We start from the raw sequence: 13,588 nt of genomic DNA, 5'->3' as shown, positions 1-13,588 counted from the left end.
GATCTACATGTCCGCCGGAAACATACTGTAAATCGCTTCATTCTGGCGCCTATCCTGTTCTCAACCGTTTTCAATAAGACTGAGTGCCCTCAAGTTACCGTCTACAAACTGGCTTCATACCTCAAGGCGCAGTTCCATCCAATTTCGGCAAGTGGATCGGCCTTAAGCGAAATGTCAACTGCATCCGCCGCTGCGGCGGTGCCATCGGCGGCTCGTTGACCAATTCCACGCAGGATCGCGGCCATACGAAACAGGTTGTATGCCATGTAGAAATCCCAATGATCTTCTGGCCTGCGTCCGGTAGCCTCCGCATATGCGTTCACATAGCGCGATGCAGTTGGAATACCCAAACGTTCCAAATCCAAGCCGCCGATGCCTCGCCACAACGACGCGGGAATGTGCCAACTCATACAGTGATACGCAAAATCGGCAAGGGGGTCACCCAGTGTCGACAACTCCCAATCGAGTACACCGAGGACCTCGGGCTTCGTCGGATGGAATATCAGGTTGTCGAGCCGAAAATCTCCGTGAACGAGGGTGGATTCATCTCCTGGAGGGATATGTTCTGGCAACCAATCCATCAGAGCGCGCATTGCATTACCCATCGGCAATGACGATTCCGTGCTTTGGCGAGACCAGCGAGCAATCTGTCGCGCAAAGTAGTTGCCCATCCGGCCATAATCGGAAAGGCCGACAGCCGCCAGGTCGACCGCATGCAGTTGCGCCATCACACGGTTCATATCGGCGTAGATTTCCGCACGTTCAGTTGCTGACATGCCGGGGAGCGACTGATCCACGAGCACGCGCCCATCGAGCCAATCCATGAGGTAAAACGGGGTACCAATGACCTCTGGATCGTCGCAGTAAGCATGGACACGCGGCACAGGAACATCCGTTCCGTGCAGTGCAGCCATCACGCGGTACTCTCGATCGATCGCATGGGCGCCGGGAAGTGTCGCACCTGCCGGCTTCTTCCGGAGCACGTACCGCTCTGTGCCAACGCGAAGGAGAAACGTGGGGTTCGACTGTCCCCCAGACAGTGATTCAATGCCAATGTCCGCAGTATCGGTCAGCCCGTGACTTCGCAAGTAGTCACTCAACCGCTGCACATTGAACGTTGCATTCGAAGCTTGAGTGGGTTGGCTCATAGGGAGCTCACCAGGTGGCCACCATCCACAGCCAGGCACGAACCGGTCATTGCACTGCTGGCACTACTGGCCAATAACAAGATTGGACCGTCCAAATCCGTCAGTTGAACGAAGCGCCTGCTGGGTACCCGGGAGCGAAGCTTCTCACCGGCTTCACTCTCGAGAAACTCGCGGTTGAGGTCCGTGACGACGTAGCCCGGCAGCAGGGCATTCACCCGGATACCGTGGCGTGCGAGTTCCAGGGCCATCGACTTTGTCGCTTGAACAATGCCTGCCTTGCTGATTGCGTAAGGCGCCACGCCGCCGGCGACTCGCTCTCCCAGGATAGAAGCGATGTTGACAATCGCCCCCTTTTTGCCAACCTCGACAAGGCGCCGGGCAGCCTCCGTCGCGACCAGCCACGCGCCTTTGAGGTTCGTTGTCATGACCTGGTCCCAGTCTTCTTCTGTCTGTGCGAGTAGCGGGCGGGTGACTGTGACGCCCGCATTGTTGACAACCACGTCTGGCACACCCCACGCCAGGACCAGCTCGTCAAATGCACTTGAGACGCTTTTTGCCAGCGTTACATCCAGCGCTAATGTACGCGCCTGACCCCCGGCCGCCTGGATCGCCTGCACGGTGGCGGCGAGCTTGTCAGCCCGTCTGCCAGCGAGCACCACTCGCGCTCCCGCGCTGGCAAAAAGACGCCCGAAATGCTGTCCCAGACCACTGGATGCGCCTGTTACAAGAACGACCTGGCCGTCCATGCGAAACCGATTGAAAGCCGACGCGCTGCTCATGCTGCCGTGCCCTCCTGACCGTCGACGTTGGCTGCATGCACGATTTTTCGCGCCATGCTCCAGCGATGGACTTCGCTCGGGCCGTCGTATATTCGGAACGCCCGCATATCCATAAAAATACGCATCACTTCCCTCTCACCGGTGACACCCTGGCCTCCCAATATCTGCACGCAGCGGTCCACCACGCGCCACTGCGCTTCGGAACACACCACTTTGGCTCTACTGGACTCGAAGTTGCACCGATTGCCCTGATCGAGCAACCACGCTGTGTGCCAGATGTGCAGACGCGCAGTTTGCAAATCCATATCGTTGTCTGCAAGCATGAAGCCGACGCCTTCATGTTCGGCAAGGGGCTTGCCGAACGCATGGCGCCGTCTGGCATAGTCGACGGCGACGTCGTGGGCCCGCCGAGCCTGGCCAAGCCAGCGCATGCAATGCGTTAGCCGTGCAGGCGCCAGTCGTACTTGTGCATAGCGAAAGCCCATCCCCGGCTCGCCAAGAATGTCTTCCTCGGGCACATAGAGATCGTCGAATCGCAGTACACCATGTCCACCGGTGAAGCAACTGTCCATCGCATCCATGTTCCGCTCCAGCGTGATACCCGGCTGGTCCATGTCCGCCAGGAACATGGTCGCGGTTCCGTCGTCCATGCGCGCCATCACGATGACATAGCTTGCACCATCAGCACCGGTAATGAACCACTTCCTGCCACTGACGCGATAGCCTTTCCCGTCCTTGGTGGCCGTGGTTGCAAGCATGCTGGGATCGGCACCAGCGCCGGGTGAAGGCTCCGTCATTGCGAAGCAAGAACGGATCTTTCCCGCGACTTGGGGGCGAAGCCAACGCTCCTTCTGGGCCGGCGACGCAACTTCGTCCATTAGGTGAATATTTCCCTCATCCGGCGCATGAATATTCAGCGCTGTCGGACCGAGTCTTGAATATCCTGCCTCCTCGAACATGACCGCTTTTGCGATATGCGATAGTCCCATTCCGCCCATTTCAATGGAAGCATGAGGCGTGAGCAGACCGGCTCCCCGTGCACGATCGACCAAGTCGAGACGCAAAGCTTCGTGCGGACCATGGGCATCCTGACGCGGATCACCCTCCATCGGAATGATCACGTCATGAATGAATGCACGGGTGGCTTCTTGCAGCTTTTGCAGTTCCGTGGAAAGTTGAAAGTTCATCTTCAAGTACCGCCTAATAATGAGTCCAACATAATCATGCACGCTACGGTCTTTAGCGCATTTACGTTTTGCATCGCAGCCATATTATTGGCGATCTTCACCTCTGATGCGGGAGGGCCTGCGTCGGCCGGGTTTACCGGGCGACGTCGGCCTTAGATTGACCTTGTCGCGCATTATGGGAGGCTTTCCTCTCAAGCGCTTCCGTCGCCTCAGCCAATGCGTCCCTATGATCTGGGTGGGCGATAGTTAACATGGCCCGCATCCTTTCAGTGAGAGAGCGATCTCTCAGGTGAGCCACGCCCCATTCCGTCACGACATAGTCGACGTCTGAGCGGGGCGTGGTAACAGGTCCATTGAGACTGGATACGATACGACTGAGGCTCCCTCCGCGTGCACTGGAAGGCAACGCAAGAATCGACGCTCCACCCGGAGAGCGGACTGCAGCGCGAACGAAATCGACCTGGCCGCCAACGGCCCCTATGTAGTGGCCACGGTTCACTTCCGCATTCACTTGCCCCGTAAGGTCGACTTCAACTGCGGAGTTGATCGAACAGAGTCGAATCTGCTTGGCCAATGACTCGGGACCGTGCGTGACATGCGTTTCCGAAAGGCATATCGCGACGTTGTTGTGGGCGAAATCGAACAATCGCTGCGTTCCGAGCAAAGAGCCGACAACGCTTCGTCCCGTATGCGATCCTTTCCGTGTATTGGTGATGACACCCTGCGTCATCAGATCAGCCAGTCCATCAGTCAGGATGCCGCTGTGTACACCGAGGTCTTTGTGGCTTGCCAGTGCACGGCAAACGGCGTCCATCACACTCCCGACACCCATCTGGAGCGTTGCGCCGTCATCAATCAATCCTGCAACGTGGGCTGCAATCCGATCGCTCGTAGCGTCGCGCGCCGACTGCGGTGCCTCCACCAACGGGAGATCTGTCCGAACAACATAATCCACGCGCACATCCTCGGGAAGCAGGGCGCTTGGGGAGAAGGGCGCATGGGAGGTCAACTCGGCAATGACGACACGTGCGTTGCGGGCGGCTGTCAACTGGAAGTCATTCGCGACACCGAGGCTGTACTGTCCTAGGCGGTCGGCGCTGCTGAGCTGGAGCAACATGACGTCTGGTCGCACAGTGCCTCCCAGCAGCGCTGGAAGTGCAGAGTAGTGGATGGGATACACGTCCAGCAATCCCGTGCGGGCCAGCGCAGCCGTATCGCCGATCGCGCCGTACCCCTCGAAATCGAACCAGGCGCCATGCTCGGGCTTTATCAACCCAGAGTAGCTGCCACAAACGAAGAGTTTGAGTCGTCCCAGCTTTGCGTGCAGGCGTTCGCCCTGACTCAGCAGCTCACTGAGAAGTCCTGTCGGCTCGGAGCAGGCTTGACCAAAGCATATTCGGTCACCACGACGCAGGACGGATTCGAATGGGAAGCCTTCGGTACCCTTGAGAGGGTTCGCGAAGACTTGTCGATTTTGGCTTCTCATGGGACCGATACCATTAATTCTCGCCCATCACTTTTCCAGTTTGATGTCATACCGCTCGCGGTCCCAAACCTGATTCATCCGATTTTCTGCCGCCTCACGCAATTTGTATTTCTCGACCTTGCCAGTCGCCGTCAGAGGAAGCTCCGGTAGCAACTCCACGAAGCGTGGAACCATGAAATACGCCATCTGAGGCGCGCAGAAACGGATGAGCTCGGTAAAGTTGATTTCGCATCCTTCCTTGCAGACAACGCTGGCCATCACTTCGTCTTCGAGGAACTCTGCGCGTACGGCGAATACGGCCACGTCTGCCACCGATGGATGTCGCCTGATGGCCTCCTCGACCTGGATAGCAGAGATGTTCTCGCCCCGCCTGCGGATGAGTTCCTTGTTACGTCCTGCGAAGTACAGGTACCCGTCCTCGTCGAGTCTACCCATGTCACCGGTGTGCAGCCAGTAGTTTCGAATGGATTGGGCCCATATCTCGGGCAGGTTGTAGTACCCTTGGCGCGCGAACCAGGCTTCATTGGTTCTCACACAAATCTGGCCGACTTGTCCAGGCATTACCGGCTGGTCGTCCTCGTCCAGGATTGCCAGCGCGACTTCCGGCAGAGACCGGCCAGCCGAACGAATCTTCTCGCGCGGATCATCAGGCCCGTACATAGTGGCGTAGCCAAAATCACCCAATGCATAGAGCGATGTAATTTTCACCCCAAAGCGCTCTTCAAACTCCAACGCAAACTCTGGCGCAGGTACGACCAGGCACGTTTTCAAGCGATGGCTTCGTTCTTCCTCCGACCGCTCCTTCAGCCACAGAAAGTTGATCATGGCACTCAGCAGCGAGGTCCTGGTTGCTCCGCATTCATTAATTTCGCGCCAGAACAAACTTGTGGAAAATCGTCGTGACAAGGCCACAGTAGCCCCAGCCATCAGTGCAGGCAATACCGTGCAGTTCAACGCATTGCCGTGGAACATCGGCAAGCACGTGTACATCACGTCCTCGCTCGTATATCCAAAGACCTCCACATGCTTTTGAGCGGCCCTGATCGCCGTCGCATTTGCGATCATGCTGCCTTTCGAGACACCGGTAGTGCCCGAACTGTAGAGGATCTGAAGGATATCGCTATACGCGGGGCCAGCGGTGTCGTCCGGCAACCCCGGGGCGTTGACAATCGCTTCCCATGCAATTACCTGGGCATCATCGAACGAACATTCCATCTTCCCCGTGGACGTCTCATCGGGAAAGACGAAAAGATGCTTGAGCAATGGACATTGCGATTGAACGGCGGCGAAACGATCTACAAACGCCTCATCGAGCACCAATGCCACCGCATCGGATTGACGCGCATAGTAGGCAAGCATATCTCCGCGAGAGGCATTGTTGATCGGCACGGCCACAGCCCCGATCAACGCCAGCGCGAAGTTCAGCCAAACGACCTCGGGGCAATTCTCCATCATGATGGCCACATGCTGTTTGGGGCCTATGCCCGCTGCGGCCAATCCGCCGGCAATACGCCGGCTCAACTCATACGCTTCGGTGTAAGAATACGTACGCCCGTAGTACATCAGGAAAGTCTTATCGCCATAAGCACGGGCTTGCTCACGCAGCAGCTTCGCCAGCGTTCTTTCGTGCAACGGAATGTTCTTCATGATTGTTCCTTACCGCTCATAGCCTGGTTTGCGCTTTTCCTTGAATGAGCGCAGACCCTCTCTGCATTCTTCAGAGCGGAACCCTCGTTGCAAGTCGGCGTTGGGTGCAGTTGGCAAGAGTCGGTTGATGTACTCCGCGTACAGGCTTCTGGCGTTGGGAGAGGTTCTACGTATTTCTTTGATCATCTCCTGAACTCTCGCGTCCAAAGCACCATCCTCGACCACTTCCGTGATCAGGCCAATCCGCTCTGCTTCTGTGGCGGAAATCGATTTGGCCGTATACAAGAGGTACTTGAGCTTGGAGAGGCTGATCTTGCTCATGAGCAAGCTCGGCATCATTGAGCTGGCCAGACCAATTCTTGCTTCGGGCGCACCGAAAACGGCGCTGCGCACAGCGATCTGAATATCACAGGCCGACGCGATTGCCAGACCCCCAGCTACGCAGATGCCATTGACTGCCGCGATGGTTGTCTTGCTGGAATATTTCACCGCGTCGAATGGCATGTTGTCGTCATACGCATACAAGGCGAGTGGATTCTCGTCCTCCATTCTTGACAGCACTTCCTCAAGATCGCCACCGGTTGCAAATGCGCGACCCGTACCTGTGATGACAATAATATCAACGCTCGGATCTGAGTTCGCCAGCCGAACTGCATTTTTTACTTCACAGTAAAGCTTAGTCGTGAACGAGTTCAGCACTTCCGGACGATTCAGCCGGATGTACGCAGCTGAGTCGAGTACCTTGTACTCAAGCTGCTCGAACGTAAAGAATTCTTTTGACATATCTAGTCTCCAGTAAGTACAAAGTCTCAAAGTGACTCTGCTGTGAATGATGCAGCTTTCGGGATTCTGCTATCCGCAATATAACTTTTCCGTTCTACTGGTTGCGGCAGAGGGAATACGGCCGGCTTTCATGAACTTTCCCGGAAGCGAATGACCCACGATCTCTTCGGCCATGCGCGCAACTTCCGCCAGTCGATCCAGGTCCAGGCCGGTGCTGATACCCATCTCTTCGCACATCAATGCGACGTCTTCGGTGCAGACGTTGCCGGCAGCCGACTTGTTTCCTGCGAAGGGGCAGCCCCCCAGTCCAGCAACGGAGGTGTCAAAGCGATAGACACCGCTTTGAAGACCCGCGAGGACGTTGCTCAAGCCCATGCCACGTGTATCGTGAAGGTGAAGTGCGAATTCGGTCGTCGGCCAGCGGTTGCGCACGAGATCGACCATCTTCCTGACGCTCGAGGGGTTGGCGGCGCCGACGGTGTCGCAAAGGTAGACAACGTCCGGTGTTTCGCCATGCTCTGCGCAGGTTCTCAACAGGGCATCCACGGCGTCGAGACAACGATCCGGACTGACTACACCTTCGTACGGACAGCCGAACGCCGTGAAGATATGAGCAGCATTCACCCGCATTCCAGCTGACTTGTAGCGTTCGATCAAGCCGGATTGGACTTGCAGCAAGGCCGTCGCAGTGCGACCGGTATTATTGCGCGCAAAGGTATCTGACACGCTGGTGAATACATTGGGCACCAAGTCCAAACCTGAGGCCAGCGCGCGCTCGAAGCCTTTAGCATTTAGCCAAATCCCGGTATACCTCACCCCATCGCGTCGGCGGATGCGCGCGGCGACCTCTTCTGCGTCAGCCATCTGAGGCACTCTTCGGACGTCCACAAAGGAAACGCAGTTGATCACTTCGAGGCCGGTTTCAGCGAGGCCATGGATCAGGCGCAACTTCGCCTCAACTGGGATGAGCCCTTCACTTTGGAAGCCCTCGCGGGGACCTTCCTCTTGCAGAATGACGCGGGAGGGGAGTTGATAGGTCGACATGTGAACCTCACTTTACTTACCGGTCCATGCCGGCTTGCGCTTTTCAGCGAAGGCGGCCAAGCCTTCCGCTGCGTCTTCTGTCATACGCAGGCTGCCGAGCTGCGCTTCCATAAACGCGATGGATTGCGCGAAGGTCATGTCCGCGATGGCCCGCAGCGCGTTCTTGCCGCGTCGGATAGCAGTAGGAGACTTGTCCGTGATTCGCCCCAGGAGCCAATCTACCTTGCCGTCCAGCTCGGACGGTTCGACGACATAGTTGACAAGCCCGATGTCGAGCGCTTCTTGCGCGGTCAGAGGCTCGCCGGTGATACACATCTCGGCGAACTTGCGACGTGGAATGAGATGCTGCATGACGCTCGCGACCTGCATGGGGAACATACCAACCTTCACTTCGGGCAGGCCGAACTGGGCTTTGGTGCTCGCAACCGCCATATCACACATAGTCAGAAGCCCCATCCCGCCCGCCATGCACGCGCCGTTCACACGGGCGATTAACGGGCTGTCGAACGCCACGGCCTGACGCAAGAGGTCTGCATAGACCGTGCGGGGTTGAGAGAAGTCAAAGTCAAAGATGTTCGAGTTTGGACGAAGGTCTGCGCCGGCGCAGAACGCGCGCTCACCTGCACCGGTCAGGACAACCGCGCGCATGGCAGGAGTGCTTCCGGCCAGTGTCAGTCCAGACGAGATGCCTGCGATAACGTCCTCGTTGATGGCATTGCGAAGTTCCGGGCGATTGATGGTGATCCAGCAGACATCGTTACGTACCTCGACCTCAACGCATTGGGCGGAAGGATTCATGGTCTTCGTGTGTGTGGCTGAGATGGTGGGGAACCGAGTCGGGTTTAGCTAGCGATGGGCGCAAGCTCCGCGATTTCCGCATAGCTGAACCCGAACTCGGCCAGAATTGCTTCCATCGATTCCGTGGCGCGAGGCCGAACCTCTGGCGAAGTGCGGGAGAAACGTGGCGCAGGGGCCGGTTGCATAGCGGCTTCGCGGTGGATGAAGGTATTGCGCGCCGCGTTGTGTGGATGTGAGGGCGCTTCACGCATGTCTAGAACCGGCGTGAAGCAGGCGTCGGCACCCTCCATCATTGCACACCATTCGTCCCGAGTTCGGGTCGCGAATTTCTGTGCCAGGCGCGCCTTCCATTCGGGCCAACGGCCCCGGTCGTGCTGCGGCTCAAAATCCGCCTGGTTCAGCCCCATCCGTTGCAGAAGGCTGGCATAGAACTGCGGTTCGATCGCACCGACCGCAACCCACCTGTCGTCGGCGCAGCGGTACGTCGTGTAAAAGTGGGCTGCGCCGTCGAGCAGGTTGCTACCGCGTTCGACTTGCCAGCTACCCGCAGCGAAGTATCCATACGTAGTGGCCATCAGCAAGGCGGCGCCATCGCTCATCGCCGCATCCACGACTTGCCCCTTGCCCGACTTGGCGGCTTCGATAAGTCCGCAGGCGATGCCGAATGCCAGCAGCATGCCACCTCCGCCAAAGTCACCCACAAGATTGAGCGGCGGAATGGGGCCGCTGCCTGACGTGCCGATTGCGGCCAGCGCTCCCGTCAGTGCGATGTAGTTGATGTCATGACCAGCAAGATCGGCCAGAGGCCCATCCTGACCCCAACCAGTCATGCGGCCGTAGACCAGGCGCGGATTGCGGTCCAGACAGGCATCGGGGCCTAATCCCAGTCGCTCCATCACGCCTGGCCGGAAGCCCTCGATCAGGGCATCCGACTTTCCTACCAGCCTCAGCACGGCAAGGAGGCCCGCCTCAGACTTCAGATCCAGCTCGATGGAGCGCATACCGCGGCCTACGACTGGATTGGGTCGGCCTTGTGGTGGCTTCGCCATGGGACGTTGGACCCGCAGGACGTCGGCGCCCATGTCAGCCAGCATCATCGCGCAAAACGGGCCAGGCCCCATCCCGGCCAGCTCAAGAACGGTTAATCCAGTCAATGGTCCTGCCATGTCAGTCCTCGCATATTGCGGTTACATTTGCCACCGTGATACGCCGCGCCTGCACGACGACGGGGCGCTTTAAAAGGCGACATTGTTGTGGCCTTTCAGGGCGAGGATGTCTCGCGCTTCGTCAGGCGTGGCGATGTCCAGCGACAGTCCTTCGAGGATGGAACGGACCCGTCGGACCTGCGCGGCATTGGTCTCGGCCAGTTGCCCCGGGCCATCCCACAGCGAGTCCTCAAGTCCCACGCGCACATTGCCACCTGCAGCAGCCGATCGCGCAGCAATCGGCATCTGGAAGCGGCCGGCGCCCAGCACCGACCAGACGTACTGATCCCCGAACAGGCGATCTGCCGTGCGCTTCATGTGCGCGACGTCGTCCGCATGGGTGCCGATACCGCCAAGGATGCCAAATACCGTCTGCACGAACAGCGGCCCTTTCACCAGGCCACGATCGACAAAGTGCGCCAGGTTGTACAGATGCGCCGTGTCATAGCATTCAAACTCGAAACGCGTTCCGTTGTCGGCACAGGATTGCAGGATGTATTCGATGTCCTTGAAGGTGTTTCGAAACACTGAGTCGCGGGTGGATTCCAGATACTGCGGTTCCCAGGCATGCTTGAATTGCTTGTACTTCGTCAGCATCGGGTGCAACGCAAAGTTCATCGACCCCATGTTGAGGGACGCCAGTTCCGGCTTGAGTTGCAGCGCAGGCTGCAGGCGCTCCTCCACCGTCATGGTTTGAGCGCCGCCCGTCGTCAGGTTGATAACGCCGTTGGTTCGGCGCTTGATGTTGCCGACAAACTCTCGGAACAGCGAAACGTCTTGCGACGGGCGACCATCGATCGGATCTCGCGCGTGCAAGTGCACGACGGCAGCCCCGGCCTCCACGGCGCCGACAGCTGCCTCTTCGATCTCTTTGGTGGTCACCGGCAAATGCGGCGACATGCTGGGCGTGTGGATCGATCCTGTGACGGCACACGTGATGATGACTTTGCGTGACTTGGGCACTGACTTCTCCGAATGATTGGTTGTCGTGCGGTGAGGAGCTCGGCGGCGACGGGGCCGCCGGGCATGATGTCTACGGCGGGCCCGCCATAAAATTGCGGCGGATCTGCCCGCCGATGGCTCGATCAGTACGATTTAGGCAGGTCCAGTACGCGTTCCGCGATGAAACAGAGGATCATCTGCTCCGAGACCGGTGCCAGGCGAGAGATCAGCACTTCGCGCAGCAGTCGCTCCACGTGATATTCCTTGGCGTAACCCATACCACCGTGCGTCATGACAGCCTGCAGCGCCGCTTGGTATCCAGCACGTGCGCCAAGCAGCTTGGCGCTGTTGGCCTCGGCGCCGCACGGCTTGCCCGAGTCGTACAAAGCCGCGGCGTGATCCGCCATCAACCGTGCAGCTTTCAAATTCACCCAGCATTCTGCGAGGGGATGCTGAATGGATTGATTCATGCCAATGGGGCGATTGAAAACCACCCGATCGCGTGCGTAGTCTGTAGCGCGGCGAAGAGCGTCTTCACCGATGCCGATGGCTTCGGAGGCCACCAGAATGCGTTCGGGATTCAGTCCATCGAGCAGATACTTAAAACCCTTGCCTTCCTCGCCGATGCGATGCTCGTCAGGGATGAACAGATCATCGATGAACACGGCGTTGGATTCGACGGCATTGCGACCGTGCTTCGGAATTCGGCGAACCTCGACTTTGGAGCGGTCTAGGTCTGTATAGAAAAGGGTGATCCCGTCTGTGGACTTGGCACCGTCTGATTTAGGTGCCGTGCGAGTCAGCAGGAGGATCTTGTTGGCTACTTGCGCCGTGCTGGTCCACATCTTGCGCCCGGTAACGCTGTAGCCACCATCGACCTTCTTGGCAAAGGTCTTGATACTGGTAGTGTCCAGACCCGCGTCGGGCTCGGTAACTCCAAAGCAAACCTGGTCTTCACCGCGAACCAGGCGTGGCAGCCACTGCGCCTTCTGTTCGGCCGAACCGTGAACCACCACGGGGTGTGGACCAAACATATTGATGTGAATGGAAGAAGCGGCCGTCTGTGCCCCATGCTTGGCGACGGTGTTCATGACGATCGCGGCCTCGGTGACTCCCAATCCAGCGCCGCCGAATTCCTCTGGCATGGTCACGCCCAGCCATCCGTCAGCCGCCATCGCGCGGTGGAATTCCACAGGAAAGCGCTCGGTGCGGTCGCATTCCGCCCAATAGTCATCCCCGAATCGCTTGCATACCGCGGTCACTCCGTCCTCAATAGCGCGGTGATTTGAGTCAAGTTCGCCCATGCGATCTCCTATTTGCATATCAACTTATGGTCGCAACCGTTATTGGTTGACCAAAATATAGGTTGAATATTTATGGATGTCAAGGGGTGGCGACGGGGCGCGTGGGGTGGGGCGCATGATCAACACCTCGCTCGAATCACTGGGCCGCGCAGTCCGCTGGACTGTGGGAAAAAGATCGGGACATACTCTTTAATGTGCGGTCCCAACGCGGCACGGTCCTATCAAATGGTCAAAATATCGACCGTAGAATCTTTTGGTGGTAAACTAATCTTTGGTTGACAAATATCACTTACTCTATGCAGAGCGATCCGCGGGAACTTAAGAAGCCGATCACGGTTAGCCCAGTTGTGGTCCCTCGCGCACATGAAGTGTTGGCGAGCCAATTGCGAGACCGCATATTGAAGCGGGAAATTCCGGAGGGCGAATCGCTTCCTCCCGAGCGTGAAATGGTCGAGCAAACTGGGCTTACGCGTACCGTGGTACGCGATGCGCTTCGCATGCTATCGGCCGAAGGGTTGATTGAAACGAAGCCTGGTCGCGCTGGCGGAAGTGTTGTGACGCTTCCGAGTCATGAGGCGATGGCCTCAGCGATCTTTAGGTTTGTCCAAGGGCGCAGAATCTCTATAAGGAGTCTGCTGGAAACCCGGGAACTGTTGGAGCCCTTCTTGGCGCGACTTGCCGCGGAACGGCGCACTGAGGCGCACGTGCAGGAGCTGAAAACTCTGCATGAAGAACTCGTAAGTAGTGTGAACAATTTTCAAGCCTTCACGCTGGCGAACCTCAAATGGCATAACGCGGTTGCACAGGCCAGCGGCAACGAATTGCTTGCAACGCTTTTGTACTCGATCTCACACGGCGTGCAGCTTGCATCCATGGCGGAGGAGTACGACAACCCCGACACCAGGAGGCAGGTGATTGAGATTCACGCACGAGTCAACGAAGCGATCGAAACGCGCCAACCCGACGTTGCAGAAAACGCCATGCGCAAACACATGGCAGCGTCGCGCGTTCACTCGCTCGCGCAACCGTCAGCGGAGGTCCTGCTTTCGGAGTCGCCTGGGTCATCTCGGCCGTCTTCGAGGTCTTCCCGGAATGCCCGAGCAGGCAAGAACTAGGGACTGTTCGTGCCGCTACAGGTCCCTTAACACCCGGCTTAGGTAAGTCCTGCCCGTGCTGCGATGGCGGGCACCAAGGTTACGCCCGCGCCGAGCGAACCGTCTCCCAAGTGTTGACCACGTCGTCGCGTGCCTGGTGGATCACTGTCC

General features: G+C 58.1%; 12 protein-coding genes. 1 reads left to right on the top strand and 11 read right to left on the bottom strand.

The window, feature by feature from the left end; translation table 11 throughout:
* Window positions 1-101: 101 nt before the first annotated feature.
* The 11 genes from AC3WL8_RS30225 to AC3WL8_RS30175 all read right to left on the bottom strand — a co-directional run bounded on the left by AC3WL8_RS30225 (window position 102) and on the right by AC3WL8_RS30175 (window position 12,323).
* Window positions 102-1,148, bottom strand: coding sequence for a phosphotransferase family protein (locus AC3WL8_RS30225; RefSeq protein WP_492379465.1), 1,047 nt, complete (start codon window positions 1,146-1,148; stop codon window positions 102-104).
* Window positions 1,145-1,927 carry an SDR family NAD(P)-dependent oxidoreductase gene (locus tag AC3WL8_RS30220; protein WP_492379464.1) on the bottom strand — a complete coding sequence of 261 codons (783 nt, stop codon included), beginning with the start codon at window positions 1,925-1,927 and terminating at the stop codon, window positions 1,145-1,147. The genes AC3WL8_RS30225 and AC3WL8_RS30220 overlap by 4 nt, the downstream gene beginning before the upstream one ends.
* Complete coding sequence (locus AC3WL8_RS30215; protein ID WP_492379463.1) at window positions 1,924-3,114, bottom strand: acyl-CoA dehydrogenase family protein; 1,191 nt, start codon at window positions 3,112-3,114, stop codon at window positions 1,924-1,926. Before AC3WL8_RS30215 ends, AC3WL8_RS30220 begins: the two co-directional genes overlap by 4 nt.
* Before the next feature lie 133 nt (window positions 3,115-3,247).
* Entirely contained in the window at window positions 3,248-4,600 is a 1,353-nt protein-coding gene (locus tag AC3WL8_RS30210; protein ID WP_492379462.1) for an acetyl-CoA hydrolase/transferase family protein, read from the bottom strand.
* Between the two features lie 27 nt (window positions 4,601-4,627).
* Window positions 4,628-6,247, bottom strand: a complete 1,620-nt coding sequence (locus AC3WL8_RS30205) for an AMP-binding protein (RefSeq protein ID WP_492379461.1) — start codon at window positions 6,245-6,247, stop codon at window positions 4,628-4,630.
* Window positions 6,248-6,256: 9 nt separating this feature from the next.
* Window positions 6,257-7,030: an enoyl-CoA hydratase/isomerase family protein gene (locus AC3WL8_RS30200; protein WP_492379460.1), complete on the bottom strand. Its 774-nt coding sequence runs from the start codon at window positions 7,028-7,030 to the stop codon at window positions 6,257-6,259.
* A gap of 69 nt (window positions 7,031-7,099) precedes the next feature.
* The gene (locus AC3WL8_RS30195; protein WP_492379459.1) at window positions 7,100-8,074 is read right to left on the bottom strand and encodes a hydroxymethylglutaryl-CoA lyase; all 975 of its coding nucleotides are present in this window, start codon (window positions 8,072-8,074) and stop codon (window positions 7,100-7,102) included.
* A 12-nt stretch (window positions 8,075-8,086) separates the two neighbouring features.
* A complete protein-coding gene (locus AC3WL8_RS30190) occupies window positions 8,087-8,872 on the bottom strand; it encodes an enoyl-CoA hydratase/isomerase family protein (RefSeq protein WP_492379458.1) in 786 nt (261 codons plus the stop codon).
* Between the two features lie 44 nt (window positions 8,873-8,916).
* Window positions 8,917-10,038 (bottom strand): CaiB/BaiF CoA transferase family protein, encoded by a 1,122-nt coding sequence (locus tag AC3WL8_RS30185; protein WP_492379457.1) that lies wholly within the window; start codon window positions 10,036-10,038, stop codon window positions 8,917-8,919.
* Between the two features lie 69 nt (window positions 10,039-10,107).
* Window positions 10,108-11,040, bottom strand: coding sequence for a 3,5-dioxohexanoate:acetyl-CoA acetone transferase (gene kce, locus AC3WL8_RS30180; protein WP_492379456.1), 933 nt, complete (start codon window positions 11,038-11,040; stop codon window positions 10,108-10,110).
* 122 nt (window positions 11,041-11,162) lie between these two features.
* Complete coding sequence (locus AC3WL8_RS30175; protein ID WP_492379455.1) at window positions 11,163-12,323, bottom strand: acyl-CoA dehydrogenase family protein; 1,161 nt, start codon at window positions 12,321-12,323, stop codon at window positions 11,163-11,165.
* A gap of 296 nt (window positions 12,324-12,619) precedes the next feature.
* Between AC3WL8_RS30175 and AC3WL8_RS30170 the strand changes: the two genes are divergently transcribed.
* Complete coding sequence (locus tag AC3WL8_RS30170) at window positions 12,620-13,438, top strand: FadR/GntR family transcriptional regulator (protein WP_492379454.1); 819 nt, start codon at window positions 12,620-12,622, stop codon at window positions 13,436-13,438.
* The last annotated feature ends 150 nt before the right edge of the window (window positions 13,439-13,588 follow it).

The sequence above is a fragment of the Cupriavidus sp. FW305-F7 genome (assembly GCF_058782875.1).
This window is presented reverse-complemented; position numbering and strand designations above follow the sequence as displayed.

Excerpts from the sequence above, each read along its gene's own strand:
- AC3WL8_RS30225 (WP_492379465.1), bottom strand. The coding sequence starts at position 1,148 with ATGAGCCAACCCACTCAAGCTTCGAATGCAACGTTCAATGTGCAGCGG.
- AC3WL8_RS30220 (WP_492379464.1), bottom strand. The coding sequence starts at position 1,927 with ATGAGCAGCGCGTCGGCTTTCAATCGGTTTCGCATGGACGGCCAGGTC.
- AC3WL8_RS30215 (WP_492379463.1), bottom strand. The coding sequence starts at position 3,114 with ATGAACTTTCAACTTTCCACGGAACTGCAAAAGCTGCAAGAAGCCACC.
- AC3WL8_RS30210 (WP_492379462.1), bottom strand. The coding sequence starts at position 4,600 with ATGAGAAGCCAAAATCGACAAGTCTTCGCGAACCCTCTCAAGGGTACC.
- AC3WL8_RS30205 (WP_492379461.1), bottom strand. The coding sequence starts at position 6,247 with ATGAAGAACATTCCGTTGCACGAAAGAACGCTGGCGAAGCTGCTGCGT.
- AC3WL8_RS30200 (WP_492379460.1), bottom strand. The coding sequence starts at position 7,030 with ATGTCAAAAGAATTCTTTACGTTCGAGCAGCTTGAGTACAAGGTACTC.
- AC3WL8_RS30195 (WP_492379459.1), bottom strand. The coding sequence starts at position 8,074 with ATGTCGACCTATCAACTCCCCTCCCGCGTCATTCTGCAAGAGGAAGGT.
- AC3WL8_RS30190 (WP_492379458.1), bottom strand. The coding sequence starts at position 8,872 with ATGAATCCTTCCGCCCAATGCGTTGAGGTCGAGGTACGTAACGATGTC.
- AC3WL8_RS30185 (WP_492379457.1), bottom strand. The coding sequence starts at position 10,038 with ATGGCAGGACCATTGACTGGATTAACCGTTCTTGAGCTGGCCGGGATG.
- AC3WL8_RS30175 (WP_492379455.1), bottom strand. The coding sequence starts at position 12,323 with ATGGGCGAACTTGACTCAAATCACCGCGCTATTGAGGACGGAGTGACC.
- AC3WL8_RS30170 (WP_492379454.1), top strand. The coding sequence starts at position 12,620 with ATGCAGAGCGATCCGCGGGAACTTAAGAAGCCGATCACGGTTAGCCCA.